The following is a 24325-nucleotide window of genomic DNA, read 5'->3' on the forward strand; positions in this document are numbered from 1 at the left end:
AATGTCCCGTCAGAACGGCACCGTTAAGTGGTTCAACGAAACCAAAGGCTACGGCTTCATTACCCCGGAAAGCGGCCCGGACGTTTTCGTTCACTTCCGTGCCATCGAAGGTAACGGCTTCAAGACCCTGGCCGAAGGCCAGAAGGTCAGCTTCGAAGTCGTACAAGGCCAGAAAGGCATGCAGGCCGAGCGCGTTCAGGTGATCAACTAAGATCCCTGGGCCCCAGCCCGAAGAACCCGGATGGAAGCATCCGGGTTTTTTATTGCCCGGAGAAAACCGTCACACTGTCTTCGCCTGCCGTTCACCCTGTCTTGACGAGTTCCCGCCCAGAGTGGCCCGGTCCCGTTCGGAGTCGTTTCGATGAAGCCTGTGCAATCCCGTCGTCTGGCCTTCGCCGCGCTGTTGTCGCTGTCGTTCTCTTCCGCGTCCTGCCATGCCGCCACCGAGCACTGGGGCTGGATCGAGCAGTCCTGGCTGATGCCCGAGCGCATGCAGGCCAAGGCCAAGCTGGATACCGGCGCGCTGACCTCGTCGCTGGACGCGAGGAATATCCATCGCTACAAGAAGGACGGCGAGCGCTGGGTGCGCTTCGATGTCGTGCTGCCCACCGCCGACAGCAAGGCGCCGGTCAGCGTGACCTTCGAGCGCAAGGTGCTGCGGCTGATCAAGGTACGCGGCGCCGGCGGCAGCGACAGCCGTCCGGTGGTGGCGATGGACATCTGCCTGGGCGCCAAGCTGCTGCGCGAGCAGTTCTCCCTGCGCGACCGCGGCAACATGAACTATCCGGTGCTGCTCGGTCGCCGCACGCTCGAACACCTCGGCGCGGTCGACGTGTCCCGAACCTTTACCCGCAAACCTACCTGCAGCGCGCTCGCCGCTCAGTAGAAGAACCAGCGCAGCAGTCCAGCGCCCAGCGCCACCCAGAACAGCACGATCAGCGCAGCCATCCACAGGTTGCGCGGGTGCGTCTCGACCTCGCGAGCCCGCGCGCGGCACTCGGCGAGCAGCGTGGGTGGGGTGAGGCGGATCGCCAGCCAGATCCCCAGCGGCACCAGCAACAGGTCGTCGAGGTAGCCGAGCAGCGGTATGAAGTCCGGGATCAGGTCGATCGGACTCAGCGCATAGGCCACCACCAGCAGAGCCACCAGTCGGGCCAGCCAGGGCATGTGCGGATGGCGGCTGCACAGCCAGAGGGCGATGACCTCGGTCTTCAGCTCGCGAGCCCAGCGCTTGAGCGTAGCGATCCAGGCCATCCTAGAGGTCCGGGTCCTTTTCCGGATCGACCCGGCGCGGGCTGGTGCGACCGTCCTCGCTGCCGAGCTGGAAGAAGATCGCCGCGGCCAGCATCGACATCAGGCCGACGCTGACATAGGTGGCGTGGAAGGCGCCGAGTACGGTGTCCTGCCCCGTATCCAGGTCGGTCTGGAAACCGCCCAGCAACGCCGCCGCGCAAGCCACGCCGAGGCTGATCGACAACTGCACGACCACCGACATCAGGCTGTTGCCGCTGCTGGCGTTGCTGTCCTGCAGGTCGATCAGGGTGAGGGTGTTCATCGCCGTGAATTGCAGGGAGTTCACCGCGCCGAGCAGGCTCAGGTGCAGCAGCAGCCAGACGTAGGGGGTGTCCTGGTCGACCAGGCCGAAGCCGGCGATCAGGCAGCCGAGGATCAGGGTGTTGCCGACCAGCAGCTTGCGATAGCCGAAGAAGTCCAGCAGTGGCTTGGCCATCGGCTTGGCGACCATCGCGAACAGCGCCAGCGGGATCATGGTCATGCCCGCGGTGGAAGGCGGGTAGCCCAGTCCCACCTGCAGCAGCAGCGGGGTGAGGAAGGGCAGGGCGCCGCTGCCCAGGCGGGCGAACAGGTTGCCGAGGATGCCGACGGCGAAGGTCCGCGCCTTGAACAGGCTCGGCGGGAACAGCGGCTTGTCGATGCGTAGCGCGCGCAGCCAGTAGGCGGTGAGCAGGACCAGTCCGCCGATCAGCAGCAGGACCACGCGCAGGTGCGACAGGTGCAGCTCGCCGAGCCCTTCCAGGGCGATGGAGATCAGCACCATGGAGCCGCCGAAGAGCAGGAAGCCGATGCTGTCGAAACGGCTCGGCACCGGGCTGCGCAGGTCCGGCATCAGCTTCATCGCCACCAGGCAGCCGAGCAGGCCGACCGGCAGGTTGATCAGGAAGATCCAGTGCCAGGAGGCGTACTCCACCAGCCAGCCGCCCAGCGTCGGTCCCGCCAGCGGGCCGAGCAGGCCGGGAATGGTGACGAAGCTGAGCACCCGCACCAGGTCCTGGCGCGGGTAGACGCGCAGGATCACCAGCCGTCCCACCGGCATCATCAGCGCGCCGCCGACGCCCTGTACGATGCGCGCGCCGACCAGCAGTTCGAGGCTCGGCGACAGCGCGCAAAGCAACGAGCCGAGGCTGAACAGCAATACCGCGCCGAGGAATACCCGGCGTGTGCCGAAACGGTCGGCGATCCACCCCGAGGCCGGTATCAGCAGGGCCACCGTGAGCAGGTAGGCGATCACCACCGCCTGCATGCGCAGCGGGTTTTCGTTCAGCGAACTGGCCATGCTCGGTAGTGCGGTGTTGAGGATGGTGCCGTCGAGGGCTTGCATGAAGAAGGCGACGGCGACCAGCCAGGGCAGTTGGCGGGCGATGCGGGGGGTGAGCTGGAACGGCTCGCTCATGGATGGGCTCCCTCGGGCGGACAGGGCCCAAGCATAGAGAAGTTCTCGCCGCGATGGGACGGCCGACGACCGGATCGGGGCGAACAGCGGGCATTGCGGCGGAAGTCGCGGGCCAGAGCGGTCGCCTTTCATTGTCCTGGGTCAAGCCGAAGCGCTGGCGCTCGCCGGCTGCTGTGCTAGTACTCAAGAGTCACCCCGTCAGTGGCTGCGGATGCGACGCCGGCGCTTCGTCATCGCACGGACATGTCCCGCGTTGCATGCTCGACGGCGCGTGCTTCACCGCCTTGTCGCGATGTTCTCCACGCAGCGCTCGGCGACCCCGGTCGCCGCTGCCGTCGCCGAAGCCCACCTTCCGTGGAAACAGGAGTCCTCCCATGGCCCAGGAACTTTGCGCTATCTGCCACGAACGTCCCGCCGTCGCCCGCGTCAGCCTGGTACAGAACGGCCAGCGCCGCGAACTCGCTCTCTGCGAACTGCATTACCGCCAGTTGATGCGCCAGCAGCGCATGCGCTCGCCGCTGGAGTCGCTGTTCGGCGGCGGCAGCCCGTTCGACGAGATCTTCTCCGGCTTCGGCGAGCAGAGCCCGGTCACCCCGGTGCGCGCCCGCGAGCCGGAGGCGGTGGACATCGCCGAATACTTCAGCAAGCAGACCACCGAGTACCTGCAACGCGCCGCGCAGGTCGCCGCCGAATTCGGCAAGCGCGAAGTGGACACCGAGCACCTGCTCTACGCCCTGGCCGACGCCGACGTGGTGCAGGCGGTGCTCAAGCAGTTCGGCCTGTCGCCGGCCGACCTCAAGCAGTACATCGAGGCCAACGCCGTGCGCGGCGCCAGCAAGGGCGAGGCGAGCGAGGACATGACCATCTCGCCGCGGGTGAAGAGCGCCTTGCAGCATGCCTTCGCCCTGTCCCGCGAACTCGGCCACAGCTATGTCGGCCCCGAGCACCTGTTGCTCGGCCTGGCGGCGGTGCCGGACAGCTTCGCCGGGACGCTCCTGAAGAAGTACGGCCTGACCGAGCAGGCGCTACGGCAGAAAGCGGTCAAGGTGGTCGGCAAGGGCGCCGAGGACGGCCGCGTGGACGGCCCGAGCAACACTCCGCAACTGGACAAGTTCAGCCGCGACCTGACCCGGCTGGCCCGCGAAGGCAAGCTCGATCCGGTGATCGGCCGCTCGAAGGAAGTCGAGACCACCATCGAGGTTCTCGCCCGGCGCAAGAAGAACAACCCGGTGCTGATCGGCGAGCCCGGCGTCGGCAAGACCGCCATCGTCGAAGGCCTGGCCCAGCGCATGGTCCAGGGCGAGGTGCCGGAGGTGCTGCGCGACAAGCGCCTGGTCGAACTGAACATCAACGCCATGGTCGCCGGCGCCAAGTACCGCGGCGAGTTCGAGGAACGCCTCAAGCAGGTGATGGACGAACTGCAGGCGGCGCAGAGCGAGATCATCCTGTTCATCGACGAGGTGCACACCATCGTCGGTGCCGGCCAGGGCGGCGGCGAAGGCGGGCTGGACGTGGCCAACGTGCTGAAGCCGGCGATGGCGCGTGGCGAGATGAACCTGATCGGCGCCACCACCCTCAACGAGTACCAGAAGTACATCGAGAAGGACGCCGCGCTGGAGCGGCGCTTCCAGCCGGTGTTCGTCCCCGAGCCGACGGTGGAGCAGACCATCTCCATCCTCCGTGGCCTGCGCGACAAGCTCGAAGGCCACCACAAGGTGACCATCCGCGACGAGGCCTTCGTCGCCGCCGCCGAGCTGTCCGACCGCTACATCGGCAACCGTTTCCTGCCGGACAAGGCCATCGACCTGATCGACCAGGCCGCCGCCCGCGTGCGCATCGCCAGCACCTCGCGGCCGGCCGAGATCCAGGAACTGGAGGCCGAGCTGGCGCAGCTCAAGCGCGAGCAGGACTACGCCGCCAGCCGCAAGTGGTACGACGAGGCGAAGGTCTTCGAGAAACGCATCCAGGAACGCAAGGAACACCTCGAGCAGATCACCGAGCGCTGGCAGCAGACCCAGGGGTCGAAGACCGAGGAGGTGCGGGTCGAGGACATCGCCGAGATCATCTCCAAGCTCACCGGCATCCCGGTCACCGAACTGACCGCCGAGGAGCGCGAGAAGCTCCTGCAGATGGAAGAGCGCCTGCACCAGCGGGTGATCGGCCAGCAGGAAGCGATCACCGCGGTCAGCGACGCCGTGCGCCTGGCCCGCGCCGGGCTGCGCCAGGGCAGCCGGCCGATCGCCACCTTCCTGTTCCTCGGCCCGACCGGGGTGGGCAAGACCGAGCTGGCCAAGGCCTTGGCCGAGGTGGTGTTCGGCGACGAAGACGCGATGATCCGCATCGACATGAGCGAATACATGGAGCGCCACGCGGTGTCCCGGCTGATCGGTGCGCCGCCGGGCTACGTCGGCTACGACGAGGGCGGCCAGCTCACCGAGCGGGTGCGCCGGCGGCCGTACAGCGTGATCCTGCTCGACGAGATCGAGAAGGCCCACGCCGACGTCAACAACATCCTCCTGCAGGTGTTCGACGACGGCCGCCTGACCGACGGCAAGGGGCGCGTGGTGGACTTCACCAACACCATCATCATCGCCACCAGCAACCTCGGCTCCGAGCTGATCATGAAGAACGCCCAGGCCGGCGAGTTCGCCCAGCCGCCGGAGAAGCTCAAGCGCGAACTGATGACTACCCTGCGCGGGCATTTCCGCCCGGAATTCCTCAACCGCCTCGACGAGGTGATCGTCTTCGAATCGTTGAGCAAGGCGCAGATCGAGGACATCGTGCGCCTGCAACTGGAGCGGGTGAAGCGCGCCGCGCACGCCCAGGACATCTACCTGCACATCGACGACAGCCTGGTCGGCCACCTCGCCGAAGAGGCCTACCAGCCGGAGTTCGGCGCCCGCGAACTGAAGCGGCAGATCCGCCAGCAACTGGAGACGCGCCTGGCCACGGCGATGCTCAAGGGCGAGGTGAAGGAGGGCGAGACGGTCACCTTCTTCTACGACGCCAAGGACGGCGTCGGCTACCGCAAGGGCGCCGCGCCGAATCCGGCGGCACGCAAGAAGTCCGGTGCCGGCGAGACGCCCAGGGGCCGCGCGACGGCGGCGAGGAAGCCGGCGGCGAAGAAAGGCGCCGCCGCCAAGGGCAAGGCCGACAAGCCGAAGGCCAAGTGACCCGACCAAGGTTGGGGAACAAGGCACCGGCCGGCCGGTCGAAATCTCACCCCGGCCTGCGAATGCGGCCGGGGCGTTCGATATCTCATGAGGAATTGCCGATGCGCGTCACCACTCACGCTACCCTGGCCGCGGCCCTGCTGCTCAGCGCCGCCTCCGCGTTCGCCTTCAATCTCGGGGATGCCGCCAAGGCGGTCGCCGGGGCGTCCCAGGGCGACTCCGCCCAGGTAGCCACCACCCCGCAGACCAGCGGTCTGCTCGGCGCACTCACCGGCCAGCTCGGGGTCAGCCAGGAGCAGGCGGTCGGCGGTACCGGCGCCCTGCTCGGCCTGGCCAAGAACCAGTTGGCCGGCAACGATTATTCGCAACTGGTTAAGACCATCCCCGGCCTCGACAAGCTGGCCGGCAACAACGCCCTGGCCGGTCTCGGCGGGCTCGGCAACGTGCTCGGCAAGAGCGGCGGCGACAGCAAGGGCCTCGGTTCGCTGCTCGGCAATGCGGACAGCATGGGCGACGTGAACAAGGCCTTCGGCACCCTGGGCATGGATAGCGGGATGACCGAGAAGTTCGCCCAGGTGCTGGTCGACTACTTCGGCAAGCAGGGCGCCAACAGCGAGCTGCTGGGCAGCCTGAGCAATCTCTGGGGAGTGAGCAAGGCGGGCGGCTCGTCGCTGCTCTGATCTGCCGCCAGCGGATCGGCGGATAACCGCGCTGCGGTTATTCGCCCTACGAAGTGGGTGCGGCGCCCGGATATTCGTTGCCTGCACCGGTAGGGCGAATAACGCCCTCGGCGTTATCCGCCGCCGCTCCGTGGAAACGGCGGATAACCGCGTTGCGGTTATTCGCCCTACGAGATGGGTGTGTTTCGGCCGGTACTTCAGCGCAGTTGCCGCAAGCGGGCGATGCGTTCGTCCTTTTCTTCCCACATGCGCGAGACCCATTCCTGCACGTACTGGCGGAACACCGGGTCGTTCTCGTAGTCGCCCTGCCACAGGGCGGGATCGATCGGGCGGGTCTGGATGTCGACGATCACCTTCGGCACCCGTCCGCAGAGCAGGTCCCAGAATCCCGGCACCTTGTCGCTCGGGTAGACCACGGTGACGTCGAGCAGGGCGTCCAGTTGCTCGCCCAGCGCGGCGAGGACGAAGGCCACCCCGCCGGCCTTGGGCTTGAGCAGGTGGCGATAGGGCGACTGTTGCCGGGCCTTCTTCTGCTCACTGAAACGCGTGCCTTCCAGGTAGTTCACCACGGTCACCGGGATGCGCTTGAACTTCTCGCAGGCGGCCTTGGTGATCTCCAGGTCCTTGCCCTTGAGTTCCGGGTGCTTCTCCAGGAAGGCCTTGGAATAGCGCTTCATGAACGGATACTCCAGCGCCCACCAGGCCAGGCCGAGGAAGGGCACCCAGATCAGCTCCTTCTTGAGGAAGAACTTGAAGTACGGGGTGCGCCGGTTGAACACCTGGATCAACGCGGGGATGTCGACCCAGGACTGGTGGTTGCTCACCACCAGGTACGAGGTGTCCTGGCGCAGGTCGCTGGCGCCGCGCACGTCCCAGACCGTCGGCGTGCAGGTGGCGAAGATCCACTTGTCGATCTCCGCCCAGGTCTCGGCGATCCACATCACGCCCCTGGAGCAGAGGTCTTTCAGGCGCTGGCCGGGGAGCACCAGCTTGAGCAGTGCGATCAGCATCATCGGGCCGATCAGGATCAGCGTGTTGAGAAGCAGCAGAAGGCTGCTGGTCAGGCCGGTCAACAGTTCCCGCATGGTTGGTTTCCCTGTCCTGGGTGTGGGTCGACGCGGCCCATCATACGCATCCGCGCCGCGCCGCCCAAGCCGCCGGCGTGGCGAACGAAACCGCGCCGTGCTAGTCCTATGTGGACCTCGTATCACTTCAGGAGATGCCCGCGTGAAGCGTGCCCTTGCCTTGCTCTCGCTGTTCGCCCTGCCGGTCCTCGCCGCCGAACCCAACCTCTACGGCCGCTACGAATGGGTCTCCCTGCCGGAGCTGGACCGCACCCTGCAGGCGAAGATGGACACCGGCGCCTACACCTCCTCGCTGTCGGCCAAGGACATCGAGTTGTTCCAGCGCGACGGCGAGGAGTGGGTGCGCTTCCGGCTGGCCACCAAGGAGGCCGATGGCTCGGTGTTCGAGCACAAGCTGGCGCGCATCGGCAAGATCAAGAACCGCGCCGACAACCGCAACGGCGAGGACGAGGATGAGGACCGCCTGAGCGAACGCCCGGTGATCGACCTGCAGGTCTGCCTGGGCGGAGCGATGAAGACCATCGAGGTCAACCTCACCGACCGCAGCGCCTTCAACTATCCGTTCCTGATGGGCACCAAGGGCTTGCGCAAATTCCACGTCGCGGTCGATCCCTCCGAGCGCTTCGTCGCCGACAAGCCCACCTGCAAGTAAGCGTCCTACGCCACCGGCGGCGCGATTGACGCGCGCGCCGGCTTGCGGCACCGTTCCGGCATTCCCGTCAGCCGCCGTCACGCCATGCCGCATATCCTGATCGTCGAAGATGAAGCCGCGATTGCCGACACCCTGCTCTACGCCCTGCAGGCCGAAGGCTTCGCCACCACCTGGGTGACCCTCGCCGGCGAGGCGCTGGCGTTGCAGGAGCGCCAGCCGGCGGATCTGCTGATCCTCGACGTCGGTCTGCCGGACATCAGCGGTTTCGAGGCCTGCAAGCGCCTGCGGCGGTTCTCCGAGGTGCCGGTGATCTTCCTCACCGCGCGCGATGCCGAGATCGACCGCGTGGTCGGCCTGGAGATCGGCGCCGACGACTACGTGGTCAAGCCGTTCAGCCCGCGCGAGGTGGCGGCTCGGGTCAAGGCCATCCTCAAGCGCATGGCGCCGCGCCCGGCGGCGCTGGAAGGGGCCGCGCCGAGCGGGCCGTTCCAGGTCGACGAGGAGCGCGTGCGGATCCACTACCGCGACACCCCGCTCAACCTCACCCGCCACGAGTTCCGCCTGTTGCAGACGCTGCTCGGGCAGCCCGAGCGGGTATTCAGCCGCGAGCAGTTGCTCGACGCCCTCGGCGTCGCCAGCGAGGCCGGCTACGAGCGCAACATCGACAGCCACATCAAGAGCCTGCGCGCCAAGCTGCGCCAGGTGAACGAACGCGGCGAAGCGATCCAGACCCATCGCGGCCTGGGCTACAGCTACAGCCCGGACCACGCCTGATGCCGCTCGGCGTTCGGATCTTCCTGGTCTACTTCCTGTTCGTCGGTCTCACCGGCTACTTCGTGCTGAGCACGGTGATGGACGAAGTGCGCCCCGGCGTGCGCCAGTCCACCGAGGAAACCCTGGTGGACACCGCCAACCTGCTCGCCGAGATCCTCCGCCAGGACGTGAAGAACGGCACCCTGGCACAGAGCGACCTGCCGGAGATGCTCGAGGACTACGGCAAGCGGGTGCCGCAGGCGGATATCTGGGGCTTGCGCAAGGAGGCGGTGAACCACCGCATCTACGTCACCGACGCCAGCGGCAAGGTGCTGCTGGACTCCGCCGGGGTGGCCGTCGGCCAGGACTATTCGCGCTGGAACGACGTCTACCTGACTCTCCGGGGCCAGTACGGCGCGCGCTCCAGCCGCGAAGACCCGGACGACCCGGATTCCTCGGTGATGTACGTGGCGGCGCCGATCAAGGATGCCGGGAAGATCATCGGGGTGGTTTCGGTGGCCAAGCCGAACAGCAGCCTGCAACCCTACATCGACCGCTCGCAGCGGCGTCTGGCCTGGCTCGGTGCCGGGCTGATCGCCCTCGGGCTGCTGGTCGGCGGCCTGCTCTCCTGGTGGCTCAGCGGCGCGCTGCGGCGCCTCACCCAGTACGCCCAGGCGGTCAGCGAGGGGCGCCGCGCCGAGCTGCCGCGCTATCGCGGCGGCGAGATGGCGCAACTGGCCGACGCGGTGGAGCGCATGCGCACGCAATTGGAGGGCAAGGACTACGTCGAGCGCTACGTGCATACCCTGACCCACGAATTGAAGAGCCCGCTGGCGGCGATCCGTGGCGCCGCCGAGTTGCTCGACGGCGAGATGCCGGCCGAACAGCGGGCGCGCTTCGTCGGCAACATCGCCGGCGAGAGCGAGCGCCTGCAACAACTGATCGAGCGCCTGCTGAGCCTGGCCCAGGTGGAGCAGCGGCAAGGCCTGGAGGAGGTCGGCAAGGTCGACCTGCGGGAGATCGCCGCGTCCCTGCTGGAAGGCCAGGCGGCGCGTATCCAGCGCCAGCGATTGCGGGTGGAGAACCGCCTGGAAGGTCCCTGCGAGGTTCGCGGCGAGCAGTTCCTGCTGCGCCAGGCGCTGGCCAACCTGCTCGACAACGCCCTCGACTTCACCCCGCCCGGCGGCATCCTTCGCCTGCTCGCCGAGGCCGACGGCGAGGGTATCGCCTTGCGCCTGTTCAACCAGGGGCCGGCGATTCCCGACTACGCCCTGGCGCGCCTCACCGAACGCTTCTACTCGCTGCCGCGCCCGGCCAGCGGGCGCAAGAGCACCGGGCTGGGACTGAACTTCGTCGCCGAGGTGGCGCAACTGCATGGCGGCCGGTTGCAGGTCGGCAACCGCGACGACGGCGTCGAGGCGCTGCTCTGGCTGCCGCGCGGCTGAGGCGTCTCCACGGAAACTCCATCGACTCTCCACACGGCGACCCGAAGCCCGCCATCGCGGCGCCGCAGACTTTCCGCCATCACCCCGACGGAGAGTCCCCCATGAACCGCACGCTGGCCTACAAGCTCGGCGCCATCGCCCTACTCATCCTGCTATTGCTGATTCCCCTGTTGATGATCGACGGCCTGATCCGCGATCGCCAGGAGGTTCGTGACGGCGTGCTGCAGGATATCGCCCGCAGCTCCAGCTACAGCCAGCGCCTCACCGGCCCGCTGCTGGTGGTGCCGTACCGCAGGACGGTGCGCGAGTGGGTCACCGAGGAGAAGACCGAGAAGCGCGTGTTGCAGGAGCGCGAGCAGCGTGGCGAGCTGTACTTCCTGCCCGACCGCTTCGCCCTCGACGGGCAGATGCGCACCGAGCTGCGCTACCGTGGCATCTACCAGGCGCGCCTGTACCACGTCGACAACAAGGTCGCCGGCTACTTCCAGGTGCCTGCGCACTATGGCATCGAAGAAGACCTGGAGGACTACCAGTTCGAAACGCCGTTCCTGGCGATGGGCATCAGCGACATCCGCGGCATCGAGAATGCCCTGCGCCTGTCCCTCAACGGTGCCAGCGTCGACTTCGAGCCGGGTAGCCGGGTCGGCCTGCTCGGCAGCGGTGTGCACGCACCGCTGCAAGGCGTCGACGGGCGCCAGGCGCAGCGCCTGGAGTACGCCTTCGACCTGTCGTTGCTCGGCAGCGAGCGGCTGGACATCGTGCCGGTGGGCCGCGACAGCCAGGTCATCCTGAAGGCCGACTGGCCGCACCCGAGCTTCGGCGGCGAGTTCCTGCCCAGCGAGCGGGAGATCACCGCCCAGGGCTTCACCGCGCGCTGGCAGACCAGCTTCTTCGCCACCAACATGGAAGAGGCGCTGCGCAGTTGCGTGGAGGAGCAGCGCTGCGACGGTTTCCAGGCGCGCGCCTTCGGCGTCGGCCTGGTCGATCCGGTGGACCAGTACCTGAAGGCCGACCGCGCGATCAAGTACGCGCTGCTGTTCATCACCCTGACCTTCGCCGGCTTCTTCCTCTTCGAGGTGCTCAAACGCCTGGCGGTACACCCGGTCCAGTACGCGCTGGTCGGCCTGGCGCTGGCGTTCTTCTACCTGCTGCTGCTGTCGCTGGCCGAGCACGTCGGCTTCGAGCTGGCCTACCTGGTCTCCGCCGGAGCCTGTGTCGGCCTGATCGGCTTCTACCTGTGCTTCGTCCTGCGCAGCGTGGCCCGAGGGCTGGGCTTCAGCGTCGGCCTGGCAGGGCTGTACGGCCTGCTCTACGGCTTGCTGAGCGCGGAGGACTACGCCTTGCTGATGGGCTCGCTGCTGCTGTTCGCGGTACTTGCCGCGGTGATGGTGCTGACCCGCCGCCTGGACTGGTACGGGGTCGGCCGCAAGGACCTCCCGGCCGTACCCGCCAAGGCCTGACGACGAGGGCGGCGGCGCCGGCCGCCGCCGATTTCCAAGGAGGAAAAGCATGCGCCTGTTCTTCGAGTTCACCCTCTGTGCCGCCCTCGGCCTGCTGGTCAGCGGCGTGATCCTGATCTTCCTGCTGTTCTTCGGCAAGTTCGGCCTGATCGAGTACTGGATCGCCAGCGGCAAGCCCCTGGCCCACGCCATGCTGGTGCTGATGCCGGACGGATTCTGGGAAGGCCTCAGCGGCATCGAGGGCGCCGCCGGCAATCCGCACGTGCGCTCCTTCCTGGAGCTTTGCATGGGGCTCGGACAGAGCGCGCTGTTGCTGGGCCTGCTGCTGTTCCGCCTGGTGTGCTGGAAATGAACGGCTATGTCGGCCTGCGCGACGACCGTCGCGACGGCGAGCGCCTGGCGGCGCGGATCGGCCTGCTGTTCCCCGGCCCCTCGGCGGCCTGGCTGCAACGCGCCGAACGTCTGCGGCGGCAGCAGGCGTCGGCGGGCCTCGGGGTCAGGCGCGGGTGGCCTGCATCGACGGGCGCTGGCTGACTTCGGCGAACCAGGCGGCGAGTCGTGGGTAGCGGCCGCGCCAGTCCCACTCCGGCTGGCGCAGGTCGAGATAGCCCAGGGCGCAGGCGACGCCGATGGCGGCGATGTCGAAGCGCGCCTGCAGTTCGGCGATGCAGTCGCCCTCCAGCCACGCCAGGGACCGCCCGATCTTTTCCCGCTGTGCTTCGAGCCAGGTGTCCCAGCGCTTCTCCTCGGGGCGGACGAAGGTTTCGTAGCGGGACAGCACCGCGGCGTCGAGGACGGCGTCCGCCAGCGAGGCGATGGTCAGGCGTCGCCAGCGGGCGCTGCCTTCGCGGGGGATCAGCGGTTCGCCGACGTGCTGCTGGTCGAAGTAGTCGCAGATCACCCGGCTGTCGTGCAGCACCTGGCCGTCCGGCAGGCGCAGGGCGGGAATCTTGCCGGCCGGGTTGCTGGCGTTGAGCTGCCGGATGGGCGCGACCGGCGTCGGCGTGACTTCCTCGAGCGCCACGCGCTCGCGTTGGCCGGTTTCGTGGAGCAGGACCAGGACCTTGCGCACGAAGGGCGAGGCGGCGGCGTAGAACAGCGTATGGGTAGCGCTCATGCGGGCTCCTTGGAAGGATCAGTCGCGGACGACGCGCAGACGATCGGCGGCAGGCTCGGCGCTCCAGGTTTCTCCGGGGCGACCGCCGAGCAGGGCGTTGCCGGGCGCCGGCCGGTCGCTGGGCAGGACGCGGAATGTCGCCTGCTCACTGTCGAAACGCAAGAGCGCCCCGCTGGCGGCGTCGTGCAGCCAGACACGGTCCATGGCGTCGACCCGCAGGCTGTCCGGGCGGGCCTGGCTGTCCGGCAGCGGCCAGCTCTGCCACGAGGCATCGCTGGGATCGTAGCGGTACAGCCGGGCGCCACCGCTGTCGCTGGCCCAGAGCCTGCCGATGGAGTCGGCGCCGATCCCGCGCAAGGCCTTCGTGCCTTCAGGCGCGGGCAACCGCTCGGCGCTGCCGTCGAGCGGATCGACATGCACCAGCGCGTCGTCCTGCGCGTACCAGACCTCGCCGTCCGGGGTGACGCAGATGCCGTTCGCCGCCTTGCCCTGGGGCGAGGGCCAGACCTCCACCAGGCGCCTGGCTGGGTCGAGGCGACCGTGGAAGCCGCGGCTGCCGGTGAACCAGAGGCGCCCGTCGTCGTCGAATACCGCGGACTCGAGCCCGGCCGGCGCGGCCTTGGCCGGTAGCGGGAAACGTTCGCTGCCCAGGCGCTCGCCGCCGATGCGAAGGATGGCGTTGAGGCCGCTGTCGAGCACCCAGGCGTTGCCGCTCTCGTCGCTGACGATGGCTCGCGGCCGCGCGCCTTCGCCGAGCGGCACCTGCACGCTCTCGCCACTGGTCGGGTCGAGGCGCCCCAGCGAATGCCCGCCGTCCGCGCCGTACCAGACCGCACCCTGTGCACTGGGCGCGACCGCGTAGGGCGCGGAGCCCTTGTCCAGCGGGTAGTACTGTTCGCCGGCCAGGGCGGCGCCGGTCGACGACAGGGCCAGGAACAGGCCCAGCAGCGGGTAGGGCAGGTGACGCATACGGTTCTCCCGGAACGACGAGCGGAACGTGGAAAGGCTCTGTCTTGCTATTCTGGCAGCGCATTGAGCATAGGAGGAACTGCGAATGGCCACAGTGGAAATACTCGGGGCGGAATGCCGCGCGGGGGGCGCGGTGAACGACGATGCGCTGGGCTGCACGGCGCAGGCCGCCTGGGTGATCGACGGTGCCACCAGCATCGGTCGCAGCGTGCTGGGCGTGGAAAGCGACGCGCGCTGGCTGGCCCAGGCGGTGGACCGGCACCTGCGGTTGCTGCTGGAAGTCGAGCCCGAGCAATCCAGCGAGACCCTGCTGCGGCGCCTGCTCAACGATATCCAGGGCGACTTCCGCGCCCAGAGCGGCCGCGACTGGCACGACCTCGAAGACATGCCGGCGGCCTGCCTGAGCCTGCTGCGGATTCGCGGCGGAGAAATCGAACTGCTCAACATCGGCGACAGCCGGATCCTCGTCGAAGGCGCCGACGGCCAGGTACGCAGCTTCGGCGATTCGGCCCTACACGAACTGGATCGGCAATCCCTGGCGCATTTCTGCCGGATGCGCGAGGAACATCCGCAGTGGGATCACGCCGAACTGTTCAAGGCCAGCCGCCCGCGCGTGCGGCAGAACCGCCTGCTGATGAACAAGCCCGAGGGCTACTGGGCGCTGGACATCAGCGACCGCTGGCTCGGCCAGGTGCAGCGCGAGACCTTGCCGCTCGCCGCGTTGCGTTCCTTCGTGCTGATGACCGACGGCTTCGACCGGCTGGTCGAGCCTTTCCGCCGCTATACCGACGAACAGTTGCTGCGGCGCCTCGAGGACGTCGGAGTGAGCGCCATGCTCGACGAGTTGCGCGAGATCGAACAGGGCGACGACCAGGCCCTGGCTTTCCCGCGTTTCAAGATCCACGACGACGCCAGCGCGCTGTGGGGTCGGATCGCGGGGTGAACGATGATCTCCGGCGCCCGGAATGCAGGTCCTCCCCATTGCGCCGGCTGCCGATATCCCGGCCCTCTCCCTCAGGCGGGAGGAGGGCATCCGGTGCCCGGAAGGTACGTTCTGCGGTAGGGCGAATAACCGCGAAGCGGTTATCCGCCGTTACGCACCTGTGACGCGTCGCTCACCACTTGTAGCTGACGCTGCCCACCACGCTGCGCTGGTCGCCGTAGTAGCAGTAGTAGCCGTCGCAGGACGCCAGGTAGTCCTTGTTGAACAGATTGTTGGCATTGACCGCCACGCTGACGCCTTTCAGGCTGCCGTTCAATTGGCCCAGGTCGTAGCGCACGGCGGCGTCGTACAGGGTGTACGAGCCGGCGTAGCCGTCGTAGGTGTTGGCCTGGTCGCCGTAGGTCGAGCCTACGTAGCGGGCGCCGGCACCCACGCTGAAACCGTTCAGCGTACCCTCGTGCCAGGTGTAGTCGGCCCATAGCGAGGCCTGGTTGCGCGGCGCCTGTTGCAGGCGGTTGCCTGCGTACTGGCCTTTTTTCACTTCGGTGTCGGCGTAGCTATAGGAGCCGATCACTTTCAGATTGTCTGTGACGTTGCTGGTGGCTTCCAGCTCCAAGCCGGTGACCTTAACCTCGCCAGCCTGCGAGGTAGTGGGTGTCCCATTGACGTTGTCGGTGACCCTCACGTTCTCCTGGCGTAGGTCGTAGACGGCTGCGGTGAACAGCGAATCGGAGCCTACGGGTTGATACTTGACGCCCAGTTCCCATTGTTTGCCTTCGGTGGGTTTGAACATCTTGTTGGAGCCTATATCGTCGGCGCCGGTGCTTGGCTGGAATGACTCCGCATAGGAAAGGTAGGGCGCCAGGCCGTTGTCGAAGATGTAGCTCAGAGCTGCGTTACCGCTGAATTTCTTGTCGCGGCTGGTGTTGGTGGCATCGTTCTGATTGTAGAACGTGGCGCCGGCATGTACCCAGTCCTCGCGGCCGCCGAGGGTCAGGCGCCAGTTGTCGAGGGCGATCTGATCCTGGACGTAGAGCCCGGTCTGATAAGTCTTCTGTCGGTAGTCATAGAACGCACTAGAGCGCGATGGCTTGGGAATTGGCTGACCATAGATCGGGTTGTTGACGTTGGTCGGCGGCACACCGGTGAAGTTGTAGATCGAGGTGTAGTCGGTGCGGGTGCGGTTGTGATCGATACCCAGCAGGAGAGTATGGCGCAGCGCACCGGTCTCGAAGTCAGCCTGGAAATTGTTATCTACCACGAACTGACTGATGTCCTCGTCCACCGAGGTCGTCATGCGCTGTAAGGTGCCGTCGGCGCTGGCCGCATCGATACTGCTGGTTGGCGTAAGCGTCTGGAACGACAGGTCGTTGCGCAGGTAGCGCAGGTTCTGGCGGAACTGCCAGACATCGTTGATGCGCCGTTCGAAGGAGTAGCCCAACCAATAGTAGGTGCGGTCGTAGAAGTCCCAGTCCGGATCGCCGAGGTTTTTGTGATGGGAAATCTTTCCGAATGGAGCATCGTATTTGGTCCCGCGTAACGGCAAGAATTGGCTGGTGGCGGCTGTATCGTCGCGGTTGAATTGGCTGAGGAAGGTCAGCCGGGTATCGTCGTCGATGTTCCAGGTCAGGCTCGGGGCGATGTTGTAGCGCTTGTCGTCGATATGGTCGACCTGGGTGTTGCTGTCGCGCACCACGCCGGAGAGGCGATAGAGAAAGCGCCCCTCGTCGTCGATCGGGCCGGTGCTGTCGAAGCTGACCTGCTTGTGGTTGTAGTTGCCGATCTCGGCCTTCAGTTCATGGCTGGCGATGCCCTGCGGGCGCAGGCTGACCATGTCGAGCATGCCGCCGGGCGGGGTCTGGCCGTAGACCGAGGAGGCCGGGCCGCGGAGCAGGGCGAGGCGCTCCAGATTCCAGGTCTCCAGCTTCGGGTTGTTGTATGAGCCTGTCGCCATCGGCAATCCATCGAGGAACTGGGTCGGCTTGAAGCCGCGCACCTTCAACCAGTCGGAACGGGAGTCGCTGCCGAAACTGCTGGCGACGACGCCGGGCATGTAGCGCACCGCGTCGTCGAGGTTGTGCACGGCGCGGTCGGTCATCTGCTGGCGGGTCGCCACCGAGATCGAACGCGGGGTCTCGAGGATCGGCGTATCGGTCTTGGTGCCGGTCATGCTGCGCTTGGCCACGTAGCCGCTGGTCGGCCCCAGTGGGTCTTCCTCGGCGCCGCTGACCGTCATCGCCTGCAGCGACAGGGTGTCTTCCGGCACCTTGCGTAGGCTGTAGGTGCCGCCGGCATTTTCCACCAGTTCCAGGCCGCTGCCCTTGAGCGCTTCGCGCAATGCGCCGGGCGCGTCGAAGCGACCTTGCACGGCGTGGGCGCTGCGTCCTTCGGCGAGCGCCGGATCCAGGGTGAGGACCAGGCCGGCCTGGGCCGCGATGCGGTTCAGGGTGCCTGCCAGCGGCCCGGCGGCGATGCGGTAGTCGCGCACGCTGGCCTGTTCGGCCGGGGCGGCGTGGAGGAACGGTGCGGGAACGGCGAGGGCGATGGCTAGGGCGAGCAGGCCGGGACGGAACGTCGGGCGAGGCATGTGCGGGGCTCCTGGATGGAAACGAGTCTCAATGCCTCCTTGCCGGACGAGTCGGAAAAAGTGATAGGGCCGGCGGGAAAAATTTTTCGCCGGCCCGTTCGGTTCAGCGTGGCACCACTTCGAACCACCAGGCGTTGTGCCTCACGCTGCGCACCGGCAGGCTCGGCTCCAAAGCCTGAAGGGCGAGGCGGGTGTCCTTCAGCGGGAAACTGCCGGTGACGCGCAGGTCGGCGATGCTCGGGTCGACCTGCAGCAGCGCCGGCGAATAGCGCCCCAGTTCCGCCACCAGGTCGGCCAGCCGGGCGTTCTCCACCACCAGCATGCCTTGTGCCCAGGCGCCGGCCAGGGCCGGGGCCGCTTCGCTGGCCTGCAGGCCTTGCGGCAGGATCAGCACCTGCTGGCCTTCCTTGATCACACGCTCTTCGCTGAGCGTTTCCGCGCGCGCGGCCACCGCCGACTGCAACACGGTGAGGCGCGTGCCGGGTTCCTCGCGGCGCACCAGGAAGCGCGTGCCGAGGGCGCGCATGTCGCCATCGGCGCTGCTGACCACGAAGGGGCGCGGGTCGCCATGGGCGGTTTCCACCAGGATCTCGCCGGCCAGTAGCACGACCTGGCGGCGTTCGCCGTCGAAGCGGACGTCGATGGCGCTGCGGCTGTTCAGGCGCACATGAGTGGCATCCGGGAGGGTCAGCTCGCGCTGCTCGCCGGTGGCGCTGTAGGCATCGGCCAGCAGGTAGCGGACCGGGACGTAGCGGTTGGCCACGCCGAGCCCGACGCCTAGCGCCAGCACTAGCCCCAGGGCGCTGCCGCCGAGCCGGCGCAGGCGGCGCTTGAAGCGTGCGTTGCCGGACAGCAGGGCGTTGCGTGCCGGCCCGTTGACGGCTCTCGCCAGGTGCCGGTCGAGGCCGCCGAGCTGTTCCCAGGCGCGTTCGTGTTCGGGATGCGCCGCGTACCAGCGGTGGAAGGCGCGGTGATCGTCGGGATGGGCTTCGCCGGAGTCGAGCAGCAATTGCCAGGCGATGGCTTCGTCGAGCACCCGCGCGCGTACCGGCGAATGACGATCGTCGGCGCTCACCGGGGCTCTCCGTAGAGGGCGATGTAGCACTGGCGCAGACCCTGGGCCAGGTATTGGCGCACGCGCGGCACCGAGACTCCGAGACGCTCGGCGATCTCCGCGTGGGGCATGCCGTCCAGGCGGCTATAGAGAAACGCGCTACGCGCCTTCAGCGACAGCGTGCCAAGCAGGCGATCGATCTCGCGGAGGTCCTCGAGAATCAGGTACTGCTCTTCGGCCGAAGGCTGCTCCGCTTCCGGAACCAGCGCCAGTTCGGCGAGATAGGCCTGTTCAAGGGCGGCGCGGCGGAAGTGGTCGATCATCAGACCGCGCGCCACCTTCGCCAGGAACGCGCGCGGTTCGCGCAGGCCGGGCAGCTCCGGGCGGCCGAGGAGGCGAACGAAGGTGTCCTGGCTGAGGTCTTCGGCGCGCTGGCGGCAGCCGAGGTTGCGGTTCAGCCAGGCAAGCAGCCAGCCGCGGTGGTCCCGGTACAGGCTACCCACGAATTCGCTGTTGCTGACGTCACCCGCCGACACGACCGCTCCCCATCCCGAAACGGGATTGAATGGAAAAACGAGAATTATTCGCAAATGATCGCAAAGTGCGACTATCCCTGCAATTGGCGTCCGTCGGGAAGCCACTTGAGTCGTCCCGCTGGTTTGCCGGAGGATCGGTGTTCCCATAACAAGAACAGGAGTCTCGCCGTGGCCGAACCTTTGCTGATCATCGGTTCCTATCTGTCCCCCTATGTGCGCAAGGTGCTGGTGCTGCTGGAACTGAAAGGCATCGCCTACCGCATCGACCCCATCGTGCCGTTCTTCGGCGACGAGGCCTTCGAGCGCCTCAGTCCGTTGCGCCAGATACCGGTGCTGGTGGACGGTGACTTCGTCCTCAACGATTCCAGCGTGATCTGCCAGTACCTGGAGGAGCGCTACCCGCAGCCGAGCCTGTATCCCGCCGACATCGGCCAGCGCGCCCAGGCCCGCTGGCTGGAGGAGTACGCCGATTCGCGGCTGGGCCAGGTGATCATCTGGCAGTTGTTCCACCAGTTGGTGATCAACCGCGGCATCTGGCAGCGCGAACCCGACCAGGCGATCCTGCAACGCACCTACGACGAAGACCTGCCGTCGATCTGCAATTACCTGGAAGGGCGGATCCCGCCGAGCGGCTGGCTGTGCGGCGAGCTGTCCATCGCCGATGTCGCCGTCGCCTGCCTGTTCCGCAATGCCCAGTTGGCGCGCTACCAGGTCGACGGCGAGCGCTGGCCGCGCCTGGCGCGCCTGTTGGCTGACGCTTTCGCCCTGCCGGCCTTCCAGCATCTGGCGCGTTTCGAGAAGGCCACCGCGCAGACCCCGGTCGCCGAACAGCGCCAGGCGCTGCGCGAGGCCGGCGCGCCGCTCAGCGCGACCAGCCACGCCCGCGAGCGGCCGGTGCGCGGTCCGATGAGCCGCTGAGAGGGAGTGCGGGCGGCGCCCAGGGCGCCGTCCTGATGAAGCGCCATTCAGCGCCTCGATAAGACCTTCGCGGCGCTGGTGGATCCAGCGTTCGGGCATATTTTATATAGACCAGTCTATATAAAACGGAGGCCGCACCGTGATGAACGTCCCCGAAGGGTTCCAGCCGCTGTTCCGCAGCAGTCCGTTGCTCGACCTGCTCGGTCCTTTCTTCTGCCGGCAGGACGCCCAGCGCCAGTTGGTGGTGGCGCTGCGCATCGACGAAAAGCACTGCAACCACGGTGGCACCGCCCACGGCGGCCTGCTCTCGACCCTGGCCGACGTTGGCCTCGGCTACGCCATGGCGTTCTCCCGCGAACCGCCGCAGCCGATGGTCACCGTCGGCCTGCGCCTGGACTTCTGCGGGGTCGCGCGGGTCGGCGACTGGCTGGAGGTGCATACCCGGGTCGACAAGCTCGGCCAGCGCATGGCCTTCGCCTCGGCCCGGCTGCACAGCGGCGAGCGCCTGGTGGCCAGCGCCAGCGGCGTGTTTCATCTGCCCTGAGGCTCGGGCATGCTTGCCCGGTCGTCTGCCGTGAGTTGGGGAGTCAGGTTTGCCGAAGAAGTCCAATGCCGCCGAACGGATCGTCCATGCCACCGCCTCGCTGCTGGCCAGCCGCGGGTATTTCGGCACCGGGCTGAGCGACATCATCGCTCGCGCCGAGGCGCCGAAAGGCTCGCTCTATCACTATTTCCCCGAGGGCAAGCCGCAGATCGCCAGCGCCGCGATCGGCTTCGTCGCCGACGAGGTGGCGTCCTTCCTCGACCGCGCCGGGACCCAGGCCCCCCATGCGCGCAACGTCCTCCGCCAGTTCACCGCGACCCTGCGTGGCTGGCTGGAGCATTCGCGTTTCGAAGAGGCCTGCCCGGTGCTTTCCACCAGCCTGAGCATCGACGCCGAGCTGGCCCCGGTGTACGCTGAATGCCGCCGGGCGCTCCGCGCCTGGCACGCCAGCATCGAGCGTGCGTTGCGCGCCGACGGACTGGCGGAAAAGCTCGCCGCCTCGCGCGCCTGGCTGATCCTCGCGGCGCTGGAGGGGGCGGTCGCGGTGGCCCGCGTCGAGCGGTCGTTCCAGGCGCTGGATGCGATCGAGGAAGAATTGCAGGCGCTACTGCCGGCCTAGGCGGGTGTCGCGCCCAGGCCGGCCAGGTATCCGTCAGTGCTGCACGCTGTCCACCGCGATCGCTTCGCCGGAAACTTCGCGGTAGGCCGTGCGGCGCTTGGCCAGGGCGTAGTGGATCAGGCCGGCCAGGCCGGCGCCGAAGAACCAGGAGAACGGCGATAGCTCGGCGAATGCCGGCAACAATGCCAGCAGGGTGGAGATGATCGCCGCCGGGACGAACGCGGCGATGGCCCGCGGGTTCACCCCTCGCGCGTAGTGATAGGCGCCGGCGCGGCTTTCGGTGTACAGCTCCGGCAGGTTCACCCGGCCTTTCCGCACCAGGTAGTAGTCGACCATGATGATCCCGTACAGCGGGCCGAGCAGCGCGCCGAGGCCGCCGAGGAAGTAGAGGATCACCCCGGGGCTGTTGTACAGGTGCCAGGGCAGGATCAGCACTGCGATGGTCGCGCTGATCAGCCCGGCGCGGCGGAAGTTCAGCAGGTTCGGCGCCAGGTTGGTGAGTACGTAGGCCGGGGCGACGAAGTTGGCCATGATGTTCACCGCCACGGTGACGATCAGCAGCGCCAGGCTGGCCAGCACCAGGAAGAGGGTGTCGGGGATCGCGGCGACGATGTCGGTGGGGCTCTGGATGAGCTGGCCGTCGATCCTGAACTGGGCGCCGGCGAGGACCACCGCGAACAGGCCGAACAGCAGGATGTTCACCGGTAGCCCCCAGAAGTTGCCGACGCTGATGGTGCGCCGGTCCGGGCAGCCGCGGGCGAAGTCGCAGAAGTTCAGGATCATGGTGCCGTACAGGGTCACCCAGAACGCCGCGCCGCCGAAGATCTTCAACCACATCTGCGAACCGCTCATGGGTTCGCCGCTTGACCAGGCGATGGAGGCGCCGGCGCGCAGGTACATCCAGGCGGCGAGGGCGGCGACGGTGAGCAGGATCACCGGTCCGGCGAAGGATTCGTAGCGACGCACCATCTCCATGCCGTAGGCGAAGATCAGCAGTTGCACGCACCAGATGGCGACGAAGGTCGCCCAGCCCAGGCTCGACAGGCCGAGGATGGCGTCCTGGTCGTAGGCGGCCAGCCCCGGCCAGATCGCCGTCAGCAGCACGCGCAGGACGATGGAGGCGAGATAGGTCTGGATGCCGAACCAGGCGATGGCGATCACCGCGCGGATCAGCGCGGGGAGTTGCGCGCCGTGGATGCCGAAGGCGATGCGGCACATCACCGGGTAGGGCAGCCCGGTCTTCTGGCCCATGTAGCCGGACAGGTTCATCAGCCCGTAGACCATCAGCGCGCCCAGGGCCAGCGCGGCGAGGATCTGCGCACCGCTCATGCCGAGGGCGAAGAGGCCGATGGCGAAGGAGTAGTTGGCGATGTTGTGCACATCGTTGGTCCACAGCGCGAACAGGCTGTAGCGTCCCCAGCGGCGCCCTTCGGCCTTGGTCGGGGCGAGATCGGCGCTGTACAGGCGCGGGCTCAGCGGCGGCAGTTCGGGGCCGGCGTGATGGCTGGCGCGGGGCAGGCAATCGAGACTGGCGGGAGTGCCCAGGTCCAGGCGCGCCGCCGAGAACTCCGCTGCGCGCAGCCCGGCGCGTGGCAGGCAGTCGAGACTGGCCGGAGTGCCCAGGTCGAGCAGTGAGGCGGAGAACTCCGCGCTCCGCTGACCGGCGCGCGGCAGGCTGTCGAGGCTTTCCAGGGTGCCGAGGTCGAGCAGCGAGGGAGAAAACTCGCGGGGCGAGGCGGGCGGCTTCGGGGTGCTGGACATGGCGGTCTCCTCCGGCAGTCGGAAGAACTCGGCGCGAGGTCGGGTTCGTCTGTTGTTTTTGTATACAATAATTTCGAAGATTTAAGCCAGTTATGTGCCAACCGATCCTCGACCGACTTTTCCGTGTTCTGCGGAAACCGGCCTTTCACCGGCAAGCCCCTGAAACCGCTTGGGAAAAAGCTGTCGCCTCGATCAGGTAAGAATTTCGAACCGATTCATGGGCTTATGCGGACGGACGAGGGAGAGGGGAAAAAAGCGTGGCGCCAGGAGAGCGTATTGGGAAAATTGTGCACAATAATTGTGCCCAGTGTTACCGCCGCGCCCGTCGACGGTGCGCGGCGCGAAGCTCAGCCCGTCCGGGAAATATCCAGGCCCTTCAACTGCCCGATCATCCACGCATGGGCGTCACGCCCGACATGCTGGACGTGGCTGTAGAGCCGCAGCACGTAGGGCGGAATGTCGAACGGCGCGGGATACAGGGCGAGGCCGGCGGCTTCCGCCAGTGCCTGTGCGGCATGTCGCGGAGCGGTGAGCAGGAAATCGGTGGAGCCTGCCAGGAACAGCGCCGCCAGCACCGTCGGCAGTTGCACCGCCACTTCGCGACGCAGGCCGGAGCGGGCCAGCAGCCGGTCGATCACCCCACTGTCCTCGTTCCACGGCGTCACCACCGCATGCCGTTCGGCCAGGTAGCCCTCCAGCGTCGGCGCCCCGGCGAGGCGTGGGTGGTCGCGCCGCGCTACCACCACGTAGCGGTCGGCGAACCAGTCATGGGCCTGGATGCCTTCGGGCAGGCGCTCGTGTTCCTCGTCGTAGCCGAGGGCGAAATCGATCCGCCCGCTGGCCAGGGCCTCCACCGACAACTTGCGTTCCGCGTTGACCAGGCGCAGGCGCACTCCGGGCGCGCTGTGCTGCAGGCGGTTCATCAGCGGCGGAAGCAGGGCGAAGGCGGTGTAGTCGGTGGCGGCGAGGACGAAGGTGCGCTGGCTCTGTCCCGGTACGAACGGCCGCCACTCTTCCAGCCCCTCGCCGAGGGCGCGCAGAGCGGCGGCCACCGCAGCGGCCAGGTGCTCGGCACGCTGGGTCGGCTGCATGCGGTTGCCCTGGCGCAGGAACAGCTCGTCGTCCAGCCCCTGGCGTAGGCGCCCCAGCGCATGGCTGAAGGCCGAGGCGCTGATCGCCAGTTCGCTGGCTGCGGTGCCGACGTTGCGGTGGCGATACAGGGCGTCGAAGACAAGCAGGAGGTTGAGATCGAGGCGGCGCAGCAGGGGATGCATGTTATTCAGTTGCCGATGAGAAGAATGCACTTCATGCATCTTAGCAGTCGCACTAGGATGGCCGGA

24 protein-coding genes are annotated in these 24325 nt (G+C 67.4%); 14 read left to right on the forward strand and 10 right to left on the reverse strand.

The genetic code is table 11. The features are described 5' to 3' along the window. Position 1: 1 nt before the first annotated feature. Both LE197_RS31370 and LE197_RS31375 read left to right on the forward strand, forming a co-directional pair. The gene (locus tag LE197_RS31370; RefSeq protein ID WP_003084710.1) at positions 2 to 211 is read left to right on the forward strand and encodes a cold-shock protein; all 210 of its coding nucleotides are present in this window, start codon (positions 2 to 4) and stop codon (positions 209 to 211) included. 150 nt (positions 212 to 361) lie between these two features. After that, positions 362 to 886 (forward strand): ATP-dependent zinc protease, encoded by a 525-nt coding sequence (locus tag LE197_RS31375; RefSeq protein ID WP_003113272.1) that lies wholly within the window; start codon positions 362 to 364, stop codon positions 884 to 886. On the opposite strand, the gene LE197_RS31380 is transcribed toward LE197_RS31375, so the two are convergent. After that, on the reverse strand, positions 880 to 1254 hold the full coding sequence (locus tag LE197_RS31380) for a YkvA family protein (protein WP_003099935.1): 375 nt from the start codon (positions 1252 to 1254) through the stop codon (positions 880 to 882). The two genes, LE197_RS31375 and LE197_RS31380, sit on opposite strands and share 7 nt — an antisense overlap. 1 nt (position 1255) lies before the next feature. Continuing rightward, positions 1256 to 2689, reverse strand: a complete 1434-nt coding sequence (gene mdtD, locus LE197_RS31385; RefSeq protein ID WP_003084717.1) for a multidrug transporter subunit MdtD — start codon at positions 2687 to 2689, stop codon at positions 1256 to 1258. A 374-nt stretch (positions 2690 to 3063) separates the two neighbouring features. Between mdtD and clpG the strand changes: the two genes are divergently transcribed. Next, positions 3064 to 5862, forward strand: a complete 2799-nt coding sequence (gene clpG / locus LE197_RS31390) for an AAA family protein disaggregase ClpG (protein WP_003113271.1) — start codon at positions 3064 to 3066, stop codon at positions 5860 to 5862. A 101-nt stretch (positions 5863 to 5963) separates the two neighbouring features. Further along, positions 5964 to 6542 carry a DUF2780 domain-containing protein gene (locus LE197_RS31395; RefSeq protein WP_003084725.1) on the forward strand — a complete coding sequence of 193 codons (579 nt, stop codon included), beginning with the start codon at positions 5964 to 5966 and terminating at the stop codon, positions 6540 to 6542. Positions 6543 to 6739: 197 nt separating this feature from the next. Here LE197_RS31395 and LE197_RS31400 read toward each other — a convergent pair whose 3' ends face one another. Continuing rightward, entirely contained in the window at positions 6740 to 7627 is an 888-nt protein-coding gene (locus tag LE197_RS31400; RefSeq protein ID WP_003113270.1) for an acyltransferase, read from the reverse strand. Between the two features lie 142 nt (positions 7628 to 7769). Between LE197_RS31400 and LE197_RS31405 the strand changes: the two genes are divergently transcribed. From LE197_RS31405 to LE197_RS31430, 6 genes are all read left to right on the forward strand, one after another. Further along, on the forward strand, positions 7770 to 8279 hold the full coding sequence (locus tag LE197_RS31405; protein WP_003084733.1) for an ATP-dependent zinc protease: 510 nt from the start codon (positions 7770 to 7772) through the stop codon (positions 8277 to 8279). An 84-nt stretch (positions 8280 to 8363) separates the two neighbouring features. Further along, on the forward strand, positions 8364 to 9053 hold the full coding sequence (gene creB / locus LE197_RS31410) for a two-component system response regulator CreB (protein ID WP_003084734.1): 690 nt from the start codon (positions 8364 to 8366) through the stop codon (positions 9051 to 9053). After that, positions 9053 to 10477 carry a two-component system sensor histidine kinase CreC gene (gene creC / locus LE197_RS31415; protein ID WP_003084735.1) on the forward strand — a complete coding sequence of 475 codons (1425 nt, stop codon included), beginning with the start codon at positions 9053 to 9055 and terminating at the stop codon, positions 10475 to 10477. The genes creB and creC overlap by 1 nt, the downstream gene beginning before the upstream one ends. Positions 10478 to 10578: 101 nt before the next feature. Further along, the gene (gene creD, locus LE197_RS31420; RefSeq protein ID WP_023109575.1) at positions 10579 to 11937 is read left to right on the forward strand and encodes a cell envelope integrity protein CreD; all 1359 of its coding nucleotides are present in this window, start codon (positions 10579 to 10581) and stop codon (positions 11935 to 11937) included. 49 nt (positions 11938 to 11986) lie between these two features. After that, complete coding sequence (locus LE197_RS31425) at positions 11987 to 12289, forward strand: hypothetical protein (protein ID WP_003084737.1); 303 nt, start codon at positions 11987 to 11989, stop codon at positions 12287 to 12289. Continuing rightward, positions 12286 to 12471: a hypothetical protein gene (locus tag LE197_RS31430; RefSeq protein ID WP_003084739.1), complete on the forward strand. Its 186-nt coding sequence runs from the start codon at positions 12286 to 12288 to the stop codon at positions 12469 to 12471. The genes LE197_RS31425 and LE197_RS31430 overlap by 4 nt, the downstream gene beginning before the upstream one ends. Here the strand turns inward: LE197_RS31430 and LE197_RS31435 are convergent. Then, positions 12434 to 13054, reverse strand: a complete 621-nt coding sequence (locus tag LE197_RS31435; protein ID WP_003113265.1) for a glutathione S-transferase — start codon at positions 13052 to 13054, stop codon at positions 12434 to 12436. The two genes, LE197_RS31430 and LE197_RS31435, sit on opposite strands and share 38 nt — an antisense overlap. Positions 13055 to 13072: 18 nt before the next feature. Continuing rightward, positions 13073 to 14023 carry a hypothetical protein gene (locus LE197_RS31440; RefSeq protein WP_003099948.1) on the reverse strand — a complete coding sequence of 317 codons (951 nt, stop codon included), beginning with the start codon at positions 14021 to 14023 and terminating at the stop codon, positions 13073 to 13075. 85 nt (positions 14024 to 14108) lie between these two features. Here LE197_RS31440 and LE197_RS31445 point away from each other — a divergent pair, with 85 nt between their 5' ends. After that, positions 14109 to 14966 carry a PP2C family serine/threonine-protein phosphatase gene (locus LE197_RS31445; protein ID WP_003099950.1) on the forward strand — a complete coding sequence of 286 codons (858 nt, stop codon included), beginning with the start codon at positions 14109 to 14111 and terminating at the stop codon, positions 14964 to 14966. Positions 14967 to 15138: 172 nt separating this feature from the next. Here the strand turns inward: LE197_RS31445 and LE197_RS31450 are convergent, their stop codons facing one another. From LE197_RS31450 to LE197_RS31460, 3 genes are all read right to left on the reverse strand, one after another. Beyond that, positions 15139 to 17553, reverse strand: coding sequence for a TonB-dependent siderophore receptor (locus tag LE197_RS31450; protein WP_003142701.1), 2415 nt, complete (start codon positions 17551 to 17553; stop codon positions 15139 to 15141). A 103-nt stretch (positions 17554 to 17656) separates the two neighbouring features. Beyond that, positions 17657 to 18628 (reverse strand): FecR domain-containing protein, encoded by a 972-nt coding sequence (locus tag LE197_RS31455; protein WP_023097153.1) that lies wholly within the window; start codon positions 18626 to 18628, stop codon positions 17657 to 17659. Beyond that, positions 18625 to 19143, reverse strand: a complete 519-nt coding sequence (locus tag LE197_RS31460) for an RNA polymerase sigma factor (RefSeq protein ID WP_003084762.1) — start codon at positions 19141 to 19143, stop codon at positions 18625 to 18627. The genes LE197_RS31455 and LE197_RS31460 overlap by 4 nt, the downstream gene beginning before the upstream one ends. A 168-nt stretch (positions 19144 to 19311) precedes the next feature. Here LE197_RS31460 and LE197_RS31465 point away from each other — a divergent pair, with 168 nt between their 5' ends. The 3 genes from LE197_RS31465 to LE197_RS31475 all read left to right on the forward strand — a co-directional run bounded on the left by LE197_RS31465 (position 19312) and on the right by LE197_RS31475 (position 21224). Next, complete coding sequence (locus LE197_RS31465) at positions 19312 to 20061, forward strand: glutathione S-transferase family protein (protein ID WP_003121781.1); 750 nt, start codon at positions 19312 to 19314, stop codon at positions 20059 to 20061. Between the two features lie 139 nt (positions 20062 to 20200). Then, positions 20201 to 20605 (forward strand): PaaI family thioesterase, encoded by a 405-nt coding sequence (locus LE197_RS31470; protein WP_003118845.1) that lies wholly within the window; start codon positions 20201 to 20203, stop codon positions 20603 to 20605. Positions 20606 to 20654: 49 nt separating this feature from the next. Further along, positions 20655 to 21224 (forward strand): TetR/AcrR family transcriptional regulator, encoded by a 570-nt coding sequence (locus LE197_RS31475; protein ID WP_025270834.1) that lies wholly within the window; start codon positions 20655 to 20657, stop codon positions 21222 to 21224. 33 nt (positions 21225 to 21257) lie between these two features. On the opposite strand, the gene LE197_RS31480 is transcribed toward LE197_RS31475, so the two are convergent. Then, positions 21258 to 22985 carry an NCS1 family nucleobase:cation symporter-1 gene (locus LE197_RS31480; RefSeq protein WP_003084774.1) on the reverse strand — a complete coding sequence of 576 codons (1728 nt, stop codon included), beginning with the start codon at positions 22983 to 22985 and terminating at the stop codon, positions 21258 to 21260. Positions 22986 to 23332: 347 nt separating this feature from the next. After that, positions 23333 to 24259 carry a LysR substrate-binding domain-containing protein gene (locus LE197_RS31485; protein WP_016263905.1) on the reverse strand — a complete coding sequence of 309 codons (927 nt, stop codon included), beginning with the start codon at positions 24257 to 24259 and terminating at the stop codon, positions 23333 to 23335. Positions 24260 to 24325 lie beyond the last annotated feature (66 nt).

Source organism: Pseudomonas sp. PS1(2021), assembly GCF_020405165.1.
Lineage (GTDB): Bacteria > Pseudomonadota > Gammaproteobacteria > Pseudomonadales > Pseudomonadaceae > Pseudomonas > Pseudomonas aeruginosa.